Here is an 18,710-nt window from a genome sequence, read left to right on the forward strand (position 1 = left end):
GGCGGTAGTGACGCTGAAAGGCAGGGACGACGTCGGCCGTCGACGCTTCGTATTTGCCGGTCAGCGGTGTGCGATAGCCATAGTCGGTGAGCGCTTGCTGCAAGGCGCGAACATCGTCGCCCTCGCTGCCCGGCTTCAGCGAAGGCCCAGGCACGATGCGCGCCGGCTGCACGAAGTGGCCGACGCCGGAGGCCGCCAGCGCGTGCCATGGAAACTTCTCGCCCGGATCTTTCTTTCGGCCCGGCGCGACATCGGAATGACCGACGACGCGGTGGGCCGGAACGTTCCGGCGCAGCATGATGCCGCGGCACAGCGCGATCACCGCCGCGATCTGGCGCAGCGGAAAATCCGGATAGCCCCAATCGTGGCCGCGATTGATGATCTCGACGCCGATCGAGCAGGAGTTGATGTCTTCCTCGCCGGCCCAATAGGCGACGCCGGCGTGCCAAGCGCGCTTGGCCTCCGGTACGCATTGCAGGATGCGGCCGTCCTCCAGCACCACATAATGCGCCGAGACCTCGGTGCCGGCCTTGCACAGCCGCGTCAGCGCGCCTTCGACATCCGGCATGCCGGTATAATGCAGCACGATCATATCTGGCTGGCGGCCCTTGGCGCGTTCGCCGTAATTCGGCGACGGGATCACGTCGGAGACCACCGACGAGTCGGGCATGAAGCTCGGCATGGCGACGATGCCCTTGGGCAAAGGGAGGACGCGTCGACGCTTCGACTCTGAACCAGCGGACGCGAGTGAACCAAGCGGCATCGAACCATCCAAAGCCGGCGGCACCACGGCAGCCGGGTCATCAGTCAAGTCACTGAAGCTTCGTAGTATTCCGGGGCCTGCGTGGTGGAGCAATCGATCTCTGTCAAGATTATGCCATTTTATGTGGATTGTGGGTTGTATGCATCACCCACTTACCGTTTTCGGAGCGCGTTGGATTTGCTTCCATTTTCGAAACGCGGCGGGACCACATCAACGTTTTCTTAAGGCTAAGGACCGTTACTGAGGTGTGATGAGCCGACCTGCCGCGTCGGCCGAGACCTCCGTTTTGCGCCCGTAAGCCCATGGCAATCCTCAAGATTCCATTCGGAACGAAGGATCGGTCCCCAGGCTGTGCGCGGCCGGCGGCAGTATGGCGGACGCGGAGTGACCCGAGGCGAGATGAAACGGTTGCCGTGCCAAGCCAATCCGCAGCGCGCCGGGACCGGCTTGGCCGGTCGGCGCGCCGTGCCGGCTGGATCGCATCGATGATTCGCGAGCGGCATATCCCGGTGCTCGGGCCCCAGGCGGTCGGATTTCTGGAGCCGAAGCCGGGCGGCATCTACGTGGACGGCACCTTCGGGGCGGGCGGCTATACCCGGCTGATCCTGCAGACCGAGGACACCAAGGTCATCGCGATCGATCGGGACCGTAGCGCGATCGCCGGCGGCTTCGAGCTGGTCGAGCAGGCGGGTGGTCGGCTGACGCTGGTGGAAGATCGCTTCTCCAATCTGGCCGCCGTGTGCGCCGCGCAAGGCGCTATCCCGATCGATGGCGTCGTGATGGACATCGGCGTGTCGTCGATGCAGGTGGACGAAGCCGCACGCGGCTTCTCGTTCCGGCTCGACGGTCCGCTCGACATGCGGATGGGCGGTGAGGGACCGAGTGCGGCCGACGTGGTAGCTACCGCCTCGGAGGCCGATCTCGCCAACATCATCTACATCTTCGGCGAGGAGCGCTACTCGCGCCATATCGCTCGCGCCATCGTGGCGGCGCGCGGCGAGGCGCCCATCACCACCACCAAGGCGCTGGCCGACATCGTCGGCAAAGTAGTTCGCCACAAGCCCGGCGAGATTCACCCGGCGACCCGGACGTTTCAAGCGCTGCGCATCTTCGTTAACGCCGAGCTCGACGAGCTCTACGAAGCGCTGAACGCGGCCGAGCAGGTGCTGGGGCCCGGCGGCCGGCTCGCGGTGGTGACGTTCCACTCGCTGGAAGACCGCATCGTCAAGAATTTCCTGAACGATCGCGGCCGCACCGGCGGCGGCTCGCGGCATCTGCCGGAAGTCGCCCAAGCCGCGCCAAGTTTCGAACTTCTGACCAAGCGGCCGGTGACTGCGGACGCCGCCGAAGTCGCCGCCAATCCGCGCGCGCGCTCGGCCAAGCTGCGCGCCGCGCAGCGCACCGCTGCGCCGGCGCATCGGCCGGAGGCGCTGCCGCATTGGCCGACGCTGGCTTCGGTGATGGGGGCGGCGCGATGATGCGGCTCGTGCATCTCGTGGTAATCGGCGCGTTGGTGTTTGCCGCCGCCTATGTCTATCGCATCAAGATGGAGTCGACCGCGCGCACCGAGATGGTGCTGCGGCTGCATGCGCAAATTCGCCAGGAGCGCGACGCGATCGCCCGGCTGCGCGCAGATTGGGCCAAGCTCGATGCCACCGGCCGGCTGCAGGGACTCGCCGAACGTCATCTCAAGCTCAAGCCGATCCTGGCGCGGCAGTTCGATCAGCTGAAGAATCTGCCGGAGCGTCCGCCCCGGATCGTCGATCCGAACGATCCCGATCCGATCGCTTCGATGATCGAAAAGGTCGACCCTGATCTCACCACCGGCTCGGTGCCGGCGTCGTCACCGGAGAGCCCGCGATGACCGAACCGTCGCTCCCGATCGCCGGCCATCACGTGTCGTGGCAACGACGGCTGATCCGCAGCCTGATCTACGGCCGCGATGTCGACCGCGACGCCAAGGCGCGTGCCCGCGTCGGCCTGGCGATGCTGGCCTTCGCCATGGTCTACGGCGTCATCGCGTTCAAGCTGGTGATGATCGGCGCATTCGGCGATGCGCACGAGGCGCGACGCGGCGGGTCGACCGACGCGGTGGCGACCGCGCGTCCCGATATCCTCGATCGCAACGGCCAGATCCTCGCCACCGACGTCAAGGCGCCGTCGCTTTATGCCGAACCGCGCCGCATCATAGATCAGGACGAGGCGGTCGAGCTGTTGACGGCAACGCTGCCGGACCTCGACACGCCGGAGGTGCGCGAGCGCCTCGCCACCAAGAAGGGTTTCGTTTGGCTCAAGCGTGAGATCACTCCGCGTCAGCAGGCCGAGATCAAGAAGCTCGGGATTCCGGGCGTCGGCTTCTTCCGCGAGAACAAGCGCGTTTATCCGAACGGACCGGAAGTGTCGCATCTGATCGGCCTGGTCAACATCGACAACCAGGGCATCGCCGGCATCGAAAAATGGCTCGATACCAACGGCCTCGCCGATCTGCACCGCGCCGGCTTCGCGTCGGACAGGCAGCAGGAGCCGATCGAACTTGCGGTCGATGTCCGTGTCGAACACGCGCTGCGCGACGAGCTGCTGAAGGCGAAGGAAAAGTACAGCGCCAAGGCGGCGTCCGGTCTCGTCTCGAACGTCCGCACCGGCGAGATCGTCGCCATGGTATCGCTGCCGGACTTCGATCCGAACAATCCGCGCCAAGCCAACGAGCCCGACCGCATCAACCGACTGACCACCGGCGTCTATGAGATGGGCTCGACCTTCAAGACGATGACGCTCGCGATGGCGCTCGACAGCGGCAAGGCGACGCTGCAATCGACCTACGACGCGCGCGGGCCGCTGCACTACGGCAAGTTCACGATCCACGACGACCATCCGCTCGGCCGCTACATCACGCTGCCGGAGGTGTTCACCTATTCGTCCAACGTCGGCGCTGCGCGCATCGCGCTGGCGCAGGGCGTCGAGGCCCACAAGGCGTTTCTCAAGAAGGTCGGCCAGTTCGACCGGCTGCGCACCGAGCTGCCGGAGAGCGCGTCGCCGATCGTGCCCAAGCGCTGGGGCGAACTCAACACCATCACCATCGCGTTCGGCCACGGCATCGCGGTGGCGCCGCTGCAGGCGGTGATGGCCATCGACGCGATGGTCAACGGCGGCAATCTCATCCCGCCGACCTTCCTCAAGCGCAGCGAAGAAGACGCGCTCAAGCTCGCCAAGCGGGTGATCAAGAAGGACACCAGCGACAAGATCCGCTATTTGATGCGCCTCAACGCCGAAGTCGGCACCGCGCGTCAGGCCGACCAGATCGCCAAGGGCTATTACATCGGCGGCAAGACCGGGACTTCCGAAAAGGTGGTCAACGGCCGCTACGCCAAGAAGCAGGTGCTGAACTCGTTCACCGCAGTGCTGCCGGCCGACAATCCGAAGTATCAGGTGCTGGTGATGCTCGACGAGCCCAAGGCGCTGCCGGAAACCCACGGCTTCATCACCTCGGGCTGGAACGCCGTGCCGACCGGGGGCAAGGTGATCGAGCGAATCGCGCCGCTGCTCGGCATCGAGCCGCGGTTCGACCTGCCGACCGCAGATCGCCTCATTTTGGGGGCAACCAAGACCGCCAGCAATTAGGCCGGCGGCCCGCGTCAGCCGAGTTGCGCCGGGCGGCGGATACGCATAAGCCGGGCGTTGCAATAAACCGCGTTTCAGGGCCGGGACCGTCTGCCGAGGGATAAGTGACTCTCCACGTCATTGCGAGTGAAGCGAAGCAATCCAGCGCAGTGCAACGGGCTGGATTGCTTCGTCGCTGCGCTCCTCGCAATGACGGATGAAGCGATGGATTGCACGATGAAACGGCTCCGAGGACGATGAAGCTCAAGGATCTCTTCAGCGACGCCGAAGCGTCTGCGATGTCGGCAGAAGCGGCCGGTCTCGCCATCTCCGGCATTGCCTTCGACAGCCGGGCGGTGAAGCCGGGGGACGTGTTCTTCGCGCTCGCGGGCGTGAAAACCGAGGGGGCGCGGTTCATCGACGCCGCGGTGGCGGCGGGAGCGGTGGCGATCGCCGGCGAGCATCGGCCGGAGCAGGGCCTCGGTGTTCCGTTTGTCCAACTCGCCAATCCACGGCGTGCGCTGGCGCTGGCGGCGGCGCGGGTCTATCCGCGGCAGCCGCAGGTGATCGCGGCCGTCACCGGCACCAGCGGCAAGACCTCGGTCGCGGCATTCACGCGGCAGATCTGGCAGTTGCTCGGCCATCAATCGGCGAGCATCGGCACGATCGGCCTCGTCACACCAACGCGTAGCGTTTACGGCTCCCTGACCACGCCAGATCCGATCGCGCTGCATCGCACGATCGATACGATCACCGGCGAGGGCGTCACCCATCTGGCGCTCGAAGCCTCGTCGCACGGGCTCGATCAGCATCGGCTCGACGGCGTCCGAGTCGCCGCCGGCGGCTTCACCAATCTGTCGCGCGATCACATGGACTACCATCCCGACGTCGCGCACTATCTGAATGCCAAGCTGCGGCTGTTCCGCAATCTCGTGGTCGACGGCGGCGCGGCGGTGATCTCGGCCGATCACGACTGTTCGGCGCAAGTCATCGAGGCGGCGCGCACGCGCGGGCTGCGGCTGCTCACAGTGGGCAGCGGCGGCGATGCCGGTGACGGCATCAAGCTGCTCGATGCGGCTGTCGAAGGCTTCGCGCAGACGCTGCACCTCGAACACGCGGGTAAGCGCAACACCGTGAAGCTGCCGTTGGTCGGCGCGTTTCAGATCGAGAACGCGCTGGTCGCAGCTGGTCTGGTGATCGCCACTGGCGGAGACGCGCCGCAAGTGTTCGCCGCACTGGAGCGCCTCGAAGGTGCGCCCGGCCGGCTCGAACTGATCGGCGACCGGGACGGCGCGCCGGTGTTCGTCGACTACGCCCACAAGCCTGACGCGCTGGAGAAAGCGCTGCAGGCGCTGCGGCCGTATGCCAAGCGCAAGCTGGTTGTCGTGTTCGGCGCCGGCGGCGACCGCGACACCGGCAAGCGGCCGCTGATGGGCGCGATCGCGGCGGCGCAGGCCGACAGCGTGATCGTCACCGACGACAATCCGCGCAGTGAGAATCCCGCCGCGATACGCGCTGCGATCCTCGCCGCTGTGCCGGGCGCCCGCGAGATTGGCGACCGCGCCGAGGCGATCCGCGTCGCGGTGGCGTCGCTCGAACCAGGCGATGCGCTATTGATCGCCGGCAAGGGTCACGAGACCGGGCAGATCGTCGGCGACAAGACGCTTCCCTTCAGTGATCACGACGCCGCACGCGCGGCGCTGGCAGCGAGTGCGGCATGAGCAAACAGGCATTGTGGACCACGGACGCGATGGAGCAGGCGATGGCCGCCGAGTGCAGCGGCGCGCTTCCGTCCGACGTGTTCGGCATTTCGATCGACAGCCGCACGCTGGCGCCGGGCGACGCTTACTTCGCCATCAAGGGCGACGTGCACGACGGCCATGATTTCGTCGACGCTGCGCTGAAGGCAGGCGCCGCGCTGGCGGTGGTGGAGCGGGCGCAGCGCAGCAAGTTTGCCGAAGACGCGCGTTTGCTGATCGTCGAGGACGTGCTGGAAGGCCTGCGCCAGCTCGGGCGCGCGGCGCGGGCGCGGCTCGGCGGGCAGGTGATCGCCGTGACCGGCTCCGTCGGCAAGACCTCGACCAAGGAAGCGCTGCGCGGCGTGTTCGCGGCGCAGGGACTGACGCACGCATCCGTCGCCTCGTTCAACAATCATTGGGGCGTGCCGCTGTCGCTGGCGCGCTGCCCGGCGGATGCGCGCTTCGCAGTGTTCGAGATCGGCATGAACCATGCCGGCGAGATCGAACCGCTGGTCAAGCTGGTGCGACCACACATCTCCATCATCACCACGGTCGAGCCTGTGCATCTCGAATTCTTCGACGGCATCGAGGGGATTGCCGACGCCAAGTCAGAAATCTTCGCCGGCCTCGAGCCGGGCGGCGTGGCGGTGCTCAATCGCGACAATCCGCTGTTCGGCAGGCTGATCGACAATGCCGGCAAGGCCGGCGTCGGCCGCATCGTGTCGTTCGGCGCCGATGCGAAGGCCGAGGCACGGCTGATCGACGTCGCGTTGCACCCCGATTGCTCGGCCGTGCATGCGAATATTCTCGGCCATGAAGTCACCTACAAGCTGGCTGTGCCCGGACGCCACATCGCGCTGAATTCGCTGGCGGTGCTGGCGGCGGCGGAACTCGCCGGGGCCGATCTGGCGCTGGCGGCGCTGTCATTGTCGCAGGTCGCGCCCGCGGCGGGGCGAGGGGTGCGGACGCAGCTCGATCTCGGCGCATCGGGAACGGCGACGTTGATCGACGAGAGCTACAACGCCAACCCGGCCTCGATGGCGGCGGCGCTCGGCGTGCTCGGCCGCGCCGAGGTCGGCGCGCAGGGCCGGCGCATCGCCGTGCTCGGCGACATGCTCGAACTCGGCCCCGCCGGGCCGGAGCTGCATCGCGGTCTCGCCGAAGCCGTGGCGAGCAGCGGGATAGACCTTGTGTTCTGCTGCGGACCCCTCATGCGCAATCTGTGGGATGCCCTTTCCTCTGGCAAGCGAGGCGGCTATGCAGGGAGTGCGGCCGAGCTCGAATCCCAGCTCACAGGCGCGATTCGCGCCGGTGACGCCATCATGGTCAAGGGCTCGCTCGGCTCGCGCATGAAAACGATTGTCACCGCGCTGACCAAGCGCTTTCCCGACAAGGCCGCGCACGACGACGCTGCGGTGTAAGGCGGCTCCGAATGCTTTATTGGTTGGTTGATCTCTCCAGCTCGTTTCCTGCCTTCAACGTCTTCCGCTACATCACTTTCCGGACTGGCGGCGCGGTGGTGACCGGCGCGCTGTTCGTGTTCCTGTTCGGCCCCTGGATCATCGACAATCTGCGGCTGCGCCAGGGCAAGGGCCAGCCGATCCGCGCCGACGGCCCGCAGTCGCACCTCGTCACCAAGCGCGGCACGCCGACCATGGGCGGCCTGATGATCCTGTCCGGGCTGACGGTCGGCACCGTGCTGTGGGCCAATCCGCTCAACCCTTATGTGTGGATCGTGCTGGCGGTGACGCTCGGCTTCGGCTTCGTCGGCTTCTACGACGACTACATGAAGGTCACCAAGCAGACCCATGCGGGCATCTCCGGCCGCACCCGGCTGCTGATCGAATTCGCCATCGCCGGCGCGGCGTGCTTCGCATTCGTGTGGCTCGGGCGCGGTGCGCTGTCGAGCTCGCTGGTGATCCCGTTCTTCAAGGATGTCGTGCTGAATCTCGGTTGGTACTTCATCATCTTCGGCGCTTTCGTGATCGTCGGCGCCGGCAATGCGGTGAACCTGACCGACGGCCTCGACGGCCTCGCCATCGTGCCGGTGATGATCGCCACCGCCTCGTTCGGCATGATCTCGTATCTGGTCGGCAACGCAGTGTTCGCCGAATATCTGCAGATCAACTACGTCGCCGGCACCGGCGAACTCGCCGTGCTGTGCGGAGCGCTGCTCGGCGCCGGGCTCGGCTTCCTGTGGTTCAACGCGCCGCCGGCCTCGATCTTCATGGGTGACACCGGCTCGCTGGCGCTCGGCGGAATGCTCGGCTCGATCGCGGTGGCGGTGAAGCACGAGATCGTGCTGGCGGTGATCGGCGGCCTGTTCGTGCTCGAAGCCGTGTCGGTGATCGTGCAGGTGACCTCGTTCAAACTCACCGGCAAGCGCGTGTTCAAGATGGCGCCGATCCACCACCATTTCGAGCAGAAGGGCTGGACCGAACCGCAGATCGTGATCCGGTTCTGGATCATCGCGGTGGTGCTGGCACTCGCCGGGCTGTCGACGCTGAAGCTGCGGTGAGTGACGCAATGCCTTTTCTGTCTGTCCACGCGCACAGCGTCATCCTGAGGTGCGAGCTCTTGCGAGCCTCGAAGGATGGCCGCGGGCACGCTTGGAACCCATCCTTCGAGGCGCGCCGTGGCCGGCGCGCACCTCAGGATGACGTCGTGCTTGTGAAGGTCGCCGCATGATCCCCGTCACGTCTTTCGCCGGAAAATCCGTGGCGGTGTTCGGGCTTGGTGGCTCGGGGCTTGCCTGCTGCGAGGCGCTGCGGGCTGGCGGGGCCGAGGTGATTGCCTGCGACGACAATCTCGATCGCATGGTCGAAGCCGCACAGGCCAATTTCATCACTGCCGATCTGCGCAACGTCTCGTGGTCTAACTTCGCCGCGCTGATCCTGACGCCCGGCGTGCCGCTGACGCATCCCAAGCCGCATTGGAGCGTGCTGAAGGCGCAGGAGGCCGGCGTCGAGGTGATCGGCGACGTCGAGCTGTTCTGCCGCGAGCGCAAGCTGCATGCGCCGGATGCGCCGTTCGTCGCCATCACCGGCACCAACGGCAAATCGACGACCACGGCGCTGATCGCGCATCTGATGCGCCAGGCCGGCTACGATACGCAGATGGGCGGCAATATTGGCACCGCGATCCTGTCGCTGGAGCCGCCGCAGGCCGGCCGCGTCCACGTGATCGAGATGTCATCGTATCAGATCGACCTGACGCCGTCGCTGAATCCGACCGTCGGCATCATGCTCAACGTCACTGAAGATCATATCGACCGCCACGGCACGATCGAACACTACGCCCCGGTGAAGGAAACGGTTCGTTGCCCGGCGTGCAGGACGGCGGCAGCCCCTCATCCGGGGTTAACGATGACTTCGGCCGCTCCATGGCGGACCGCATCGAGCGCGCGGCAAGGACCGTGCTGCGTCTGTCGGTGAAGCAGCCGCTAGCGGATGGCATCGTCGCCGATCTGGAAACGATTGCCCGCGTCTCCGGCGGTGTCCGCAGCGACATCGCCAAGCTCACCGGCATCGGCTCGCTTCGCGGGCTGCACAATGCGCAGAACGCCGGCGCGGCCGCGGCCGCGGTGCTGGCGCTCGGCGTCGCGCCGGACGTGCTGCAGCAGGGGCTGCGCAGCTTTCCGGGGCTCGCGCACCGGATGGAGCAGGTCGGCCGCCAAGCCGGTGATGGCGGGACGACGCTGTTCGTCAACGACTCCAAGGGCACCAACGCCGATGCCACGGCGAAAGCGCTGTCGTCGTTCGACGACATTTTCTGGATCGCCGGCGGGAAGCCGAAGTCCGGCGGCATCGAAAGCCTCGCCGAGTACTTCCCGCGCATCCGCAAGGCCTATCTGATCGGCGAGGCTGCGCAGGAATTCGCCGCGACGCTGGACGGCAAGGTGCCGTACGAGATCAGCGAGACGCTGGACAACGCCGTGCCGAGTGCGACCCGCGATGCCGCGGCGTCTGGTCTCGCCGAGCCGGTGGTGCTGCTGTCGCCGGCCTGCGCGTCGTTCGATCAGTTCCGCAATTTCGAAATTCGCGGCACTCGCTTCCGCGATCTTGTACTGGCGCAGCCCGGCGTCACGCCGATGGCGTGAGGACCCGGCGCGGCCTTGCAGCTGGAAGTCGCTCGAGCTCGCCGCGCCTCGCCATCTGGTGAATGCGGTCGGCAGTGCGGCAGGCGATCGCCTGAATGGTCAGCGACGGGTTGACGCCGCCGACGGTCGGAAACACCGAGCCGTCGCAGATCCATAGATTCGGAATGTCCCAGCTGCGGCAGTCGGCGTCGACGACGCTGCGCCGCGGATCGTCGCCCATGCGTGCGGTGCCGTTGAGGTGGCAGGTGTCGTCCTCCTGAGCCCAGATGTTGCGCGCGCCGGCGGCGGAAAGCGCCTGGCCCATGAAGCTCAGCGAGTGGTCGATCAGCTTCTTGTCGTTATCGCACAACGAGAAGGTGATGCGCGGGATGCGCAGGCCGTATTGATCGACCTCGTCGGCCAGCGTGACGCAATTGCGCTCCTGCGGCATCGTCTCGCCGACGATCTTGAGCCCGGCGACGTGGTTGTAGTCCTTCATCGCGGTCATCAGCTGCTCGCCCCACAGGCCGTGGGCGCCGAGCTGCGTATTGGCCCAGAGCTGCGGCAGCGGCCCCTGGCTCATATAGGCGTAGCCGCCGAAGAAATCCTTGTCGTCGTCGTAGTTCCAGTGCTCGGTGATCGCCAGCGACGGCGGCCCTTTGTAGCTGCGGACTTCGTCCTCCATCGTGCCCCACACCGCCTGGTTGGACTGCACCATCAGGTTCTTGCCGACCAGCCCCGATGAATTGGCGATGCCATCGGGAAATTGGTCGTTGGCCGAATTCAGCAGCAGCCGCGGCGTCTCGATGGCGTAGCCGGCGACGACGACGTTCCGGGCACGTTGGAAGCGCCACTGTCCGGCGCGGTGATAGTGCACGCCGGTCGCGAGGCCGTCGCTGCCGGTGTCGATGCGGCCGACCATCGCCAGATCGCGAACTTCCGCGCCGGATGCGAGCGCGCGCGGCAGCCAGGTGACCAGTACGCTCTGCTTGGCGTTGGTCGAGCAGCCGGTGACGCAGAAGCCGCGATACACGCAGGGATGCGCCAGCCCGCGCGGCGCCGAAAGCGTCGCCAGCGGCGTCTCGGTCCAGGAAATGCCCATCGCCTCGCAGCCTTTGGCGAGGACACGGGCGGCGGCGTTGAGCGGGTGGGCGCGATAGGGATAGCGCGGACGCTTCGTCCCCCACGGATAGGTGACGGGACCGGAGATCTTCAGCGCGTCCTCGACCTCCGCGTAGTAGTGCCACATCTCGCGCCAGTCGATAGGCCAATCGGCGCCGTAGCCGAGCAAAGTGCGTGACTTGAACCACTCCGGGCGAAAGCGCAGCGACACCATGGCGAAATGCACGGTCGAGCCGCCGACCGCCTTGCCGCTGTTGTTGCTGCCCATCTGCAGCGGATTATCGCCGTCGACGATGCGATCGTCGGTCCAGTACAGCTTGGTCTGCTCGCTTTCGTCCGAGGCGAAATCCTCGAGCGGCCGGAAGTAGGCACCGGCGTCGAGCGCCACCACCGAGAAGCCTTGCTCGGCGAGCCGGCAGGCCAGCGTGCCGGCGCCGGCGCCGGTGCCGACGATGACGAAGTCGACCGGCTCGCTGTCGCGATACTCGCGCATCGGCACCCAGCCGCCGCGACGAAACACGTCCGGCGCGCGGCCACCGGCGGCGCGGGGTCTATCGAGTGGATCATCGAATGCCACGGTTGATCCTCCGCACGTTGTCGCCGTCGCTGCTGCCGGCTTCCGCCGCTTCCCAGGAATCGCGGTCGTTGAAATCGAGCCGGACGTAGCCGCGCGGGCTGGCGGGGCCGCCCCAGCCGATTTCGCTCCAAGCGGTGGGATGCGCGTAGTAAGCCATTACGATGTCGTGGCTGAGCCGATGCTTCCAGAACGCCTGCGGAGGCATCTCGCCCCAGGCCGCGTCGTGGAGTTCGCCGTTCTGCATCTTCTCCAGCAGGTCGATCTGTTCCGATTTCGTCAGCTCGCAAAAGCCGCGGCCATGTGCGCGCCTCGCCTCGGCTTCGATCGCCGCAAGGCCACGCGTCCAAGCGTCTCGCTCGCGCGGCATGTTCGGCGCGCGGAAGCCGTCAGATTCACCGCGGTGCAGCTTGGCGTCGACGAGACCCGCGACCGGGATCATCGGGCGATGAGCCGGCTGCGGCGCGATGAGAGCTGCAACAGCCTGCACGAGTGCGAACTCATCAGCAGCGAAAAAGCGTGGCTCGTCGTCAATGGAGAGACGCTGATCGACGACGCGCCGGGTCTTGTCGTTCCACGATGGGCCGTTGCGCTTCGACAGCACGTCGTAGCCGGGGTAGCGATCGGCTGGTTTGTGCCGGGTTGGATCACGCATCGGGATGCTCCCTGACGAGATCGATGCAGGCGAGGCCGGCAAGCGCCAGGCCGGAGAAACTCGGCGGCGCCGGCAACGGCGGGCCGGCCAGGATGTTCTGGCTCCAATTGGCGAAGCCGCCCATGTTGCGCGAGATGCCGTAGGCGTGGAAACCGGAGCCGGCGAAGCCCATCGCGACCAGCAGCCACATCCAGTTACGCGCGGCGACATGGCGGGTGCGCGTGCCGACGCAGACTTGCGCCATCAAGAGCGCGCCGATCGGCGGCAGCGTCACCGGCAGATACATCGCCGGATTGTGGTAGGCGCCGCGGAAGTGCAGCAGCGCGGCTTCGGCGGTGGTGCCGAGCAGGCCGACGCTGATTACCGCGGCGAGCATCCGGCCGGCGGGAAGATCGAAGATCTCCGGACCTTGCTGTTCGTCCGGCTGGCTTTCGCGCAGCCGTTCGGAGCTGAAGCCGATCAGGCCCGACAGCAGGATCGCCATCGGAGCGCCGAGCGGTGCGCCGTAGAACAGATTCTGCCACGAGAAGCCGCCGAGCTTCCTGCCGACATTGTAAAAATGGAAGCCGGTGCCGACGAGGCCGGTGACGGCCGCCAGCGCGTAGGTCACGTCGCGCACGCGATGCGCGGCCGGGCGCATGTCCGCGGTGCCGTGGGCGCTGATCGCCAGCGTCGCGCCGGAGACGATCAGCGGCGTGAACATTGCCCTATTCTTGAACGAGCCGCGATAATGTTCGACGCCGCTGTCGGCGAGCACCGAGGTCGCCAGCAGACCCGCGGCGCGATTGAGTCGGCGCGCAGCGCGGACAGTCCCTGATGAGTGCTGCGGTGTGTTCGAGAGATCGCGTCGCGCTGGAATGCGATTAGCTGGTGGCGCAGGCTGGCGCCGGGAGAGCGCAAGCGTTACGGCTCCGGCTCCAATCCCTGCGCACAGCAGAAACAGGCTCTGGCGTTTCATCGGCGATTAGTCCTCAGGCAGCATAGCGGGCGGCGTCCTGGGCCTTGAAGGCCAGTCCATTGCCGGTGCGGGACAGGTCGGGACGGATGACGCCATTGCGCGGCGTCGGAGCGCCGTCGAACAGCATGTGCTCGATGCGGACGTGATCGTGAAACCACTCGAGATGACGCAGCCGAGGCGCCGCGCAGGCGACGTGTAGATGCAGCGCCGGCGCGCAGTGGCCGGACAGATCGATGTGGTGCGCTTCGCACAGCGCGGCGATCTGCAAAAAGCCGGTGATTCCGCCGCAGCGCGTGACGTCGGCCTGCATCACGTCGACCGCCTCGGCCGCCAGCATGTGCCGCGCGTAGTCGGCCGTGTAGCAATATTCGCCGGCGGCGATCTCGATGCACGCCGGGGCGCGCTGGCGGATCGCGCGAAGTCCGCTCCGGTCATCCGACGACACCGGCTCCTCGAACCAGCCGACGCCTTGCTCGGCGAACCGATCGGCCAATGCCAGCGCCTGCTTGACGCCGTACGCGCCGTTGGCATCGACGAACAGCGTGGCGCGATCACCAATTGCCTGCTTGGCGATACGGACGCGCTCGGGATCGCGCGCCGGATCGCTGCCGATCTTCATCTTGACGAACGCGCAGCCGTCGCGTCCGACCCAGCCGGCAAGCTGATCGCACAGCTCGGCATCCGTGTAGCTGGTGAAGCCGCCGCTGCCGTAGATCGGCACCTCGTCGCGGTAGCGGCCGAGCAAGGTGGCGAGCGGCACGCCGAGCAGCCGCGCCTTGAGATCATACAGCGCAGCATCGACTGCGGAGATTGCCGTCGCGGCGAGGCCTTCGCGGCCTAGATTGCGCACCGCGCGCTGCATCGCGCGCCATGCGGCTTGCGGGGCAAAAGCATCCTTTCCACGCACGACCGCTGCCAGCTTGTCATGGATCAGCGGCGCGATCGCGTCCGAGCTGTAGGTGTAACCGAGACCGGTCTTGCCGCCGGCCGAAGCTTCGACCAGCACGATGGTGGTTGAATCCCAGCTCATCGTGCCATCGGCCTCGGGGCGGTCGGTGGGGATCGTGAAGGTCCGGACGCCGAGGCCTTCGATTGCGACGTCGGGCTTCACCGCCTTACTCCTTTTTGCCGGGCATCACTGTCGCCAGCAGCTCCTTGGCGCTGTTGGTCAGCACGCTGCCCAGCTCCGGTTCGCTGGCGATCATCGTCATGAAGTTCTTGGCGTCCTTCAGGGTGATGTGCGGCGGCAGCGGCGGCACGTTGGGATCGGTGTAGGCTTCGAGGATCACCGGTCGATCGGCCGCGAGGGCTTCGTCCCAGGCGGCGCCGACGCGGTCGGGATTGTCGACGAAGATGCCCTTGAGGCCGATCAGCTCGGCGTAGCGGTGGTACGGGAAGTCGGGGATGCTCTGCGTCGACTCCGTCTTGCCGGTGCCGAGCTGGACACGCTCTTCCCAGGTGACCTGGTTGAGGTCGCGATTGTTCAGCACCAGCACGATCAGCCGCGGGTTCGACCACTGCTTCCAGTATTTGGAGATCGTGATCATCACGTTGAGGCCGTTCATCTGCATCGCGCCGTCGCCCATGCAGGCGATCACGGTGCGATCCGGATAGGCCATCTTGCCGGCCACCGCGTAGGGCGTGCCAGCGCCCAGCGAGGCGAGTCCCCCGGACAGCGAGGCCTTCATGCCGCGCCGCATCTTCAGGTCGCGCGCGTACCAGTTTGCGGCCGAGCCGGAGTCGGCGGTGATGATCGCGTTGTCCGGCAGGCGGGGCGACAGCTCCCAGAACACGCGCTGCGGGTTGAGCGGCTCGGCGCTCTGCATCGCGCGGCTCTCCAGCGTCTCCCACCACGACTTGACGCCGCGCTCGATGCCGCGCCGCCACGAGGTCTCGTCTTTCTGCTTGAGCATCGGCAGCAGGGCGCGCAGCGTCGCGGCGCTGTCGCCGACGAGATTCACTTCCATCGGGTAACGCAGGCTGAGCCGGCGGCCGTCGACATCGATCTGTACGCCGCGGGCGTCACCGGGCTTGGGCAGGAATTCGCTGTAGGGAAACGACGAGCCGACCATCAGGAAAGTGTCGCAGCCTTTCATCAGATCCCAACTCGGCTTGGAGCCGAGCAGGCCGATCGAACCGGTGACGAAAGGCAGATCGTCGGGCAAAGCGGCCTTGCCGAGCAGCGCCTTGGCGACGCCGGCCTGCAGCCGCTGCGCCACCGCGATGACTTCGTCTGTCGCCTCCAATGCACCTGCGCCGGCCAGGATCGCGACCTTCTCGCCGGCGTTAAGCACCTCGGCCGCAGCGCGGAGCCCGGCCTCGTCCGGCACTTTCGCCGGATAGGCATGGCCGACGCCGGTGTGCGTCGCGCCGTGCGCCATTGGTGGATCCTTGTAAGGCAGGAGCTGAAGATCGTTGGGCAGGATGACGGTGGCGACGCCGCGCTTCTCGTGCGCGATGCGCACAGCGCGATCGACGAGATGGCGGACTTGCTCGGGCACGCTGGCGGTCGCGACGTATTCGCTGACATCGCCGAACAATGTCTGCAGGTCGACTTCCTGCTGATAGTTGGCACCGATTGCGCTGCGCGCCTGCTGACCGACCAGCGCCACGACGCCGACGTGATCCATTTTGGCGTCGTACAGGCCGTTGAGCAGGTGAATCGCGCCGGGTCCGGAGGTCGCGTAGCACAGCCCGACCTGGCCGGTGAATTTGGCGTGCGCCGAGGCCATGAACGCCGCCATCTCTTCGTGGCGCACCTGTACGTAGTCGATCTTATCCTTGGCTTGCTCGAGCGCGACATCGAGCCCGCCGACGCCGTCACCGGGATAACCATAGACGCGCCGGAGGCCCCATTCTGACAACCGCTGCCACACGAATTCGCTGACGTTCATGATGATGTTCCGCTGCTGCGATCGTTTGAGGTGAGATCTTGGTTGCGGCGTCAACGAGTCGGCGGCGTGAACGTTGCGGACGTCGCGGCAGTAAACGCAGGATTTGCTCGGCTTCACCGGCTTTTGAACGTCGCGCGGATGAGTCGCCAGCGCGCTGGTACGCGATCGGACGGAAGTCTCGACCGACCGCGTAATAATTCGCTTCGCTCCACGCAATCAGCAGACAAGCTCGTGCGGATCGCCGATCACGTCGCGACGATGGTGCTAGATCTGGCGGATCGTTGAAAAATCGAAGGTGCTGTTCGGTGGATTTTCACCGATCCTGATCTTGCTGTCGCTGACGAAGTGATAGGGCGGCACCGGCAAGTTGTAAGGTGCCGGCACGCCGCTGAAGACTCGTCCGGCAAGATCGTATTTGGAGCCGTGGCAGGTGCAGAAGTAACCGCCCATCCAGCTCTCCGAAGCCGGCATGTCGGTCGGCAGCGGCTCGAAGGTCGGAATGCAGCCGAGATGCGTACAGATGCCGACCAGCACGCCGAATTCCGGATTGACCGAACGGTGCCAATTGTCGGCGTAGTCGGGCTGCTGGCGGGTGCCCGAATTCGGGTCGGACAAACGGGCGAGCAGGGCCGGCGCCTGCAACGACTTCAGCGCCTGCGGGGTACGGCGGGTGATGAAGATCGGGCGGTCGCGCCAGCGGACCAGGATTTGCTGACCCGGCTGGATCGCGCTGATATCGACTTCGATCGGCGCGCCGGCGGCCAGCGTGGACGCGTCCGGCTCCATTTGATCGATGAACGGCCACACGGCCGCAACCGCGCCGACCGCTGCGACGGCGCCGGTGGCGATGAACAGGAAATCCCGCCGTGTGGGCGGATCGCGATCGGGCGTGGAGACATGAGTGGAGATCGGGGAGGTTGCGGACACGGTCATCGTCCCGTTAAGTCGCGCACCGCCCGGAAGGTGGTGCAACGAACTATCCGTCGCCTCTCCTCCACCAAGCAGCAGCCACGCCGGCGGTTCCGCATCAGCCGGCATCATGGAGTAAAGTTAATCGGAGAGCGGCGTCGGCTGGCAATTCGCAGCGAGACGCCGAGATGCCGTCAGGCGTTGCCGGTGAGCCGCAGGATCGCCTGCACCACGACGTTGCTCGATTGCGCGATGAAGCGCGTGGCGCCGGAGAATCCGGCGAGCGGCAGCAGGAAGATCAGGCTGAGCAGGATCAGCATGCCGAATGGCTCGAGCTTTTCATACTGATACGCCAGCTTGCGCGGCAGGATGCCGGCCAGGATACGGCCGCCGTCGAGCGGCGGGATCGGGATCAGATTGAAGATCGCCAGGATGACGTTGATCAGCAGGGTGTTGACGAGATTTTGCGCCAGCCATTGGCCGGCCGGGCCGGGGACGTAACCCACGACATGGAAGGCCAGCGCCGCGATGGCGGCGAGCAGTAGATTGACGCCGGGCCCGGCGGCGGCGACCAGCACCATGTCGCGGCGCGGATGCCGCAGGTTCTTGAAATTGACCGGCACCGGCTTGGCGTAGCCGAACAGGAACGGCGACTGCATCACCAGGAGCAAGAGCGGCAGCACGACGGTGCCGAACGGGTCGACATGCTTGAACGGATTGAAGCTGACCCGTCCGAGCATCCAGGCCGTGGTATCGCCGCACAGCTTGGCGACGTAGGCGTGGGCCGCCTCGTGAAAGGTGATGGCGATGAGCAGCGGCAGCGCCCACACCGAAATCACCAGCATCATATTGGACAGGTCACCAGCCATTGGACTCACACGTCATTTCGCCTTGTCGGGTTCCAGATATAGAACCGCGGGCGATTGTGCCAGTCGGCGGGCGGATTTATGTCCGCGATGTAATCCATGCCGCGGCGCAATTCCACCAATGGGGAACCATCGTCGCCTGCCTCGATTGATCCGAAGAAACAGGGAGGAGCAGATGGGCAAGGCCTATTACGACGTGGTCGGCAACGACAATCGCTGGGGCGTTCGCCACGACGATGATCCGATCGGAGACTATTCCAGCAAGGAGGCCGCATTCGAAGCCGCCATCGCGGCCGCCACCAACGCCATCAAATTCGGCCACGAGGTGCGGATCACCGTGCCCGGCACCGATCAGTCGGTGACGAATCTGGGCACGCGGACGAACTGAGTAGCGTAGCGTTTGTGCGTAAAAGAAGGCCGGGCGTAAGCCCGGCCTTTGTGTTTGACAATTCATATTCACCGTCATGGCCGGGCTTGTCCCGGCCATCCACGTTTGCAGGCGAGGCGGTGCTCGTGTCCGTGGATGGCCGGGACGAGCCCGGCCATGACGGCGTG

The 18,710-nt window shown here is 66.1% G+C and carries 15 protein-coding genes and 1 pseudogene; 8 read left to right on the top strand and 8 right to left on the bottom strand.

Features of this window, described 5'->3' with window-relative positions; genetic code table 11:
* Positions 1-763, bottom strand: a 763-nt coding sequence (locus I5M_RS01895) for an N-acetylmuramoyl-L-alanine amidase (protein WP_031335038.1), incomplete at its 3' end; no start/stop codon positions are given.
* A gap of 485 nt (positions 764-1,248) precedes the next feature.
* Between I5M_RS01895 and rsmH the strand changes: the two genes are divergently transcribed.
* The 7 genes and pseudogenes from rsmH to murD all read left to right on the top strand — a co-directional run bounded on the left by rsmH (position 1,249) and on the right by murD (position 10,198).
* Positions 1,249-2,241, top strand: a complete 993-nt coding sequence (gene rsmH / locus I5M_RS01900; RefSeq protein ID WP_022719854.1) for a 16S rRNA (cytosine(1402)-N(4))-methyltransferase RsmH — start codon at positions 1,249-1,251, stop codon at positions 2,239-2,241.
* Positions 2,241-2,627 carry a hypothetical protein gene (locus I5M_RS01905; RefSeq protein WP_031335041.1) on the top strand — a complete coding sequence of 129 codons (387 nt, stop codon included), beginning with the start codon at positions 2,241-2,243 and terminating at the stop codon, positions 2,625-2,627. The genes rsmH and I5M_RS01905 overlap by 1 nt, the downstream gene beginning before the upstream one ends.
* Positions 2,624-4,381 carry a penicillin-binding protein 2 gene (locus I5M_RS01910; protein WP_022719856.1) on the top strand — a complete coding sequence of 586 codons (1,758 nt, stop codon included), beginning with the start codon at positions 2,624-2,626 and terminating at the stop codon, positions 4,379-4,381. Before I5M_RS01905 ends, I5M_RS01910 begins: the two co-directional genes overlap by 4 nt.
* Before the next feature lie 236 nt (positions 4,382-4,617).
* Positions 4,618-6,081, top strand: coding sequence for a UDP-N-acetylmuramoyl-L-alanyl-D-glutamate--2,6-diaminopimelate ligase (locus tag I5M_RS01915; protein WP_022719857.1), 1,464 nt, complete (start codon positions 4,618-4,620; stop codon positions 6,079-6,081).
* Complete coding sequence (locus I5M_RS01920; RefSeq protein ID WP_022719858.1) at positions 6,078-7,520, top strand: UDP-N-acetylmuramoylalanyl-D-glutamyl-2,6-diaminopimelate--D-alanyl-D-alanine ligase; 1,443 nt, start codon at positions 6,078-6,080, stop codon at positions 7,518-7,520. Before I5M_RS01915 ends, I5M_RS01920 begins: the two co-directional genes overlap by 4 nt.
* A gap of 11 nt (positions 7,521-7,531) precedes the next feature.
* Positions 7,532-8,617 carry a phospho-N-acetylmuramoyl-pentapeptide-transferase gene (gene mraY / locus I5M_RS01925; RefSeq protein WP_022719859.1) on the top strand — a complete coding sequence of 362 codons (1,086 nt, stop codon included), beginning with the start codon at positions 7,532-7,534 and terminating at the stop codon, positions 8,615-8,617.
* A 166-nt stretch (positions 8,618-8,783) separates the two neighbouring features.
* Positions 8,784-10,198, top strand: a pseudogene (murD, locus tag I5M_RS29010) (UDP-N-acetylmuramoyl-L-alanine--D-glutamate ligase).
* On the opposite strand, the gene I5M_RS01935 reads toward murD, so the two are convergent.
* The 7 genes from I5M_RS01935 to I5M_RS01965 form a co-directional block, all read right to left on the bottom strand.
* Entirely contained in the window at positions 10,182-11,876 is a 1,695-nt protein-coding gene (locus I5M_RS01935; RefSeq protein WP_022719860.1) for a GMC family oxidoreductase, read from the bottom strand. The pseudogene murD and the gene I5M_RS01935 sit on opposite strands and share 17 nt — an antisense overlap.
* Positions 11,863-12,528, bottom strand: coding sequence for a gluconate 2-dehydrogenase subunit 3 family protein (locus tag I5M_RS01940; RefSeq protein WP_022719861.1), 666 nt, complete (start codon positions 12,526-12,528; stop codon positions 11,863-11,865). The genes I5M_RS01935 and I5M_RS01940 overlap by 14 nt, the downstream gene beginning before the upstream one ends.
* Positions 12,521-13,285, bottom strand: a complete 765-nt coding sequence (locus I5M_RS01945; RefSeq protein WP_244431911.1) for a hypothetical protein — start codon at positions 13,283-13,285, stop codon at positions 12,521-12,523. The genes I5M_RS01940 and I5M_RS01945 overlap by 8 nt, the downstream gene beginning before the upstream one ends.
* A gap of 214 nt (positions 13,286-13,499) precedes the next feature.
* On the bottom strand, positions 13,500-14,597 hold the full coding sequence (locus tag I5M_RS01950) for an enolase C-terminal domain-like protein (RefSeq protein ID WP_022719863.1): 1,098 nt from the start codon (positions 14,595-14,597) through the stop codon (positions 13,500-13,502).
* A gap of 4 nt (positions 14,598-14,601) precedes the next feature.
* Complete coding sequence (locus tag I5M_RS01955; protein WP_022719864.1) at positions 14,602-16,380, bottom strand: thiamine pyrophosphate-requiring protein; 1,779 nt, start codon at positions 16,378-16,380, stop codon at positions 14,602-14,604.
* 264 nt (positions 16,381-16,644) lie between these two features.
* Positions 16,645-17,307, bottom strand: coding sequence for a ubiquinol-cytochrome c reductase iron-sulfur subunit (petA, locus tag I5M_RS01960; protein WP_244431912.1), 663 nt, complete (start codon positions 17,305-17,307; stop codon positions 16,645-16,647).
* A gap of 176 nt (positions 17,308-17,483) precedes the next feature.
* Positions 17,484-18,158, bottom strand: a complete 675-nt coding sequence (locus tag I5M_RS01965) for a site-2 protease family protein (RefSeq protein ID WP_022719866.1) — start codon at positions 18,156-18,158, stop codon at positions 17,484-17,486.
* Between the two features lie 172 nt (positions 18,159-18,330).
* Between I5M_RS01965 and I5M_RS01970 the strand changes: the two genes are divergently transcribed.
* The gene (locus tag I5M_RS01970) at positions 18,331-18,543 is read left to right on the top strand and encodes a hypothetical protein (RefSeq protein WP_022719867.1); all 213 of its coding nucleotides are present in this window, start codon (positions 18,331-18,333) and stop codon (positions 18,541-18,543) included.
* Positions 18,544-18,710: the final 167 nt, after the last annotated feature.

The sequence above is a fragment of the Rhodopseudomonas sp. B29 genome, assembly GCF_000333455.1.
GTDB lineage: Bacteria > Pseudomonadota > Alphaproteobacteria > Rhizobiales > Xanthobacteraceae > Rhodopseudomonas.

What these genes read in the sequence shown, in the direction of transcription:
- I5M_RS01905 (WP_031335041.1), top strand. Translation starts at nt 2,241, where the DNA reads ATGCGGCTCGTGCATCTCGTGGTAATCGGCGCGTTGGTGTTTGCCGCC.
- I5M_RS01970 (WP_022719867.1), top strand. Translation starts at nt 18,331, where the DNA reads ATGGGCAAGGCCTATTACGACGTGGTCGGCAACGACAATCGCTGGGGC.
- I5M_RS01915 (WP_022719857.1), top strand. Translation starts at nt 4,618, where the DNA reads ATGAAGCTCAAGGATCTCTTCAGCGACGCCGAAGCGTCTGCGATGTCG.
- I5M_RS01940 (WP_022719861.1), bottom strand. Translation starts at nt 12,528, where the DNA reads ATGCGTGATCCAACCCGGCACAAACCAGCCGATCGCTACCCCGGCTAC.
- I5M_RS01965 (WP_022719866.1), bottom strand. Translation starts at nt 18,158, where the DNA reads ATGGCTGGTGACCTGTCCAATATGATGCTGGTGATTTCGGTGTGGGCG.
- I5M_RS01955 (WP_022719864.1), bottom strand. Translation starts at nt 16,380, where the DNA reads ATGAACGTCAGCGAATTCGTGTGGCAGCGGTTGTCAGAATGGGGCCTC.
- rsmH (WP_022719854.1), top strand. Translation starts at nt 1,249, where the DNA reads ATGATTCGCGAGCGGCATATCCCGGTGCTCGGGCCCCAGGCGGTCGGA.
- mraY (WP_022719859.1), top strand. Translation starts at nt 7,532, where the DNA reads ATGCTTTATTGGTTGGTTGATCTCTCCAGCTCGTTTCCTGCCTTCAAC.
- I5M_RS01910 (WP_022719856.1), top strand. Translation starts at nt 2,624, where the DNA reads ATGACCGAACCGTCGCTCCCGATCGCCGGCCATCACGTGTCGTGGCAA.
- I5M_RS01920 (WP_022719858.1), top strand. Translation starts at nt 6,078, where the DNA reads ATGAGCAAACAGGCATTGTGGACCACGGACGCGATGGAGCAGGCGATG.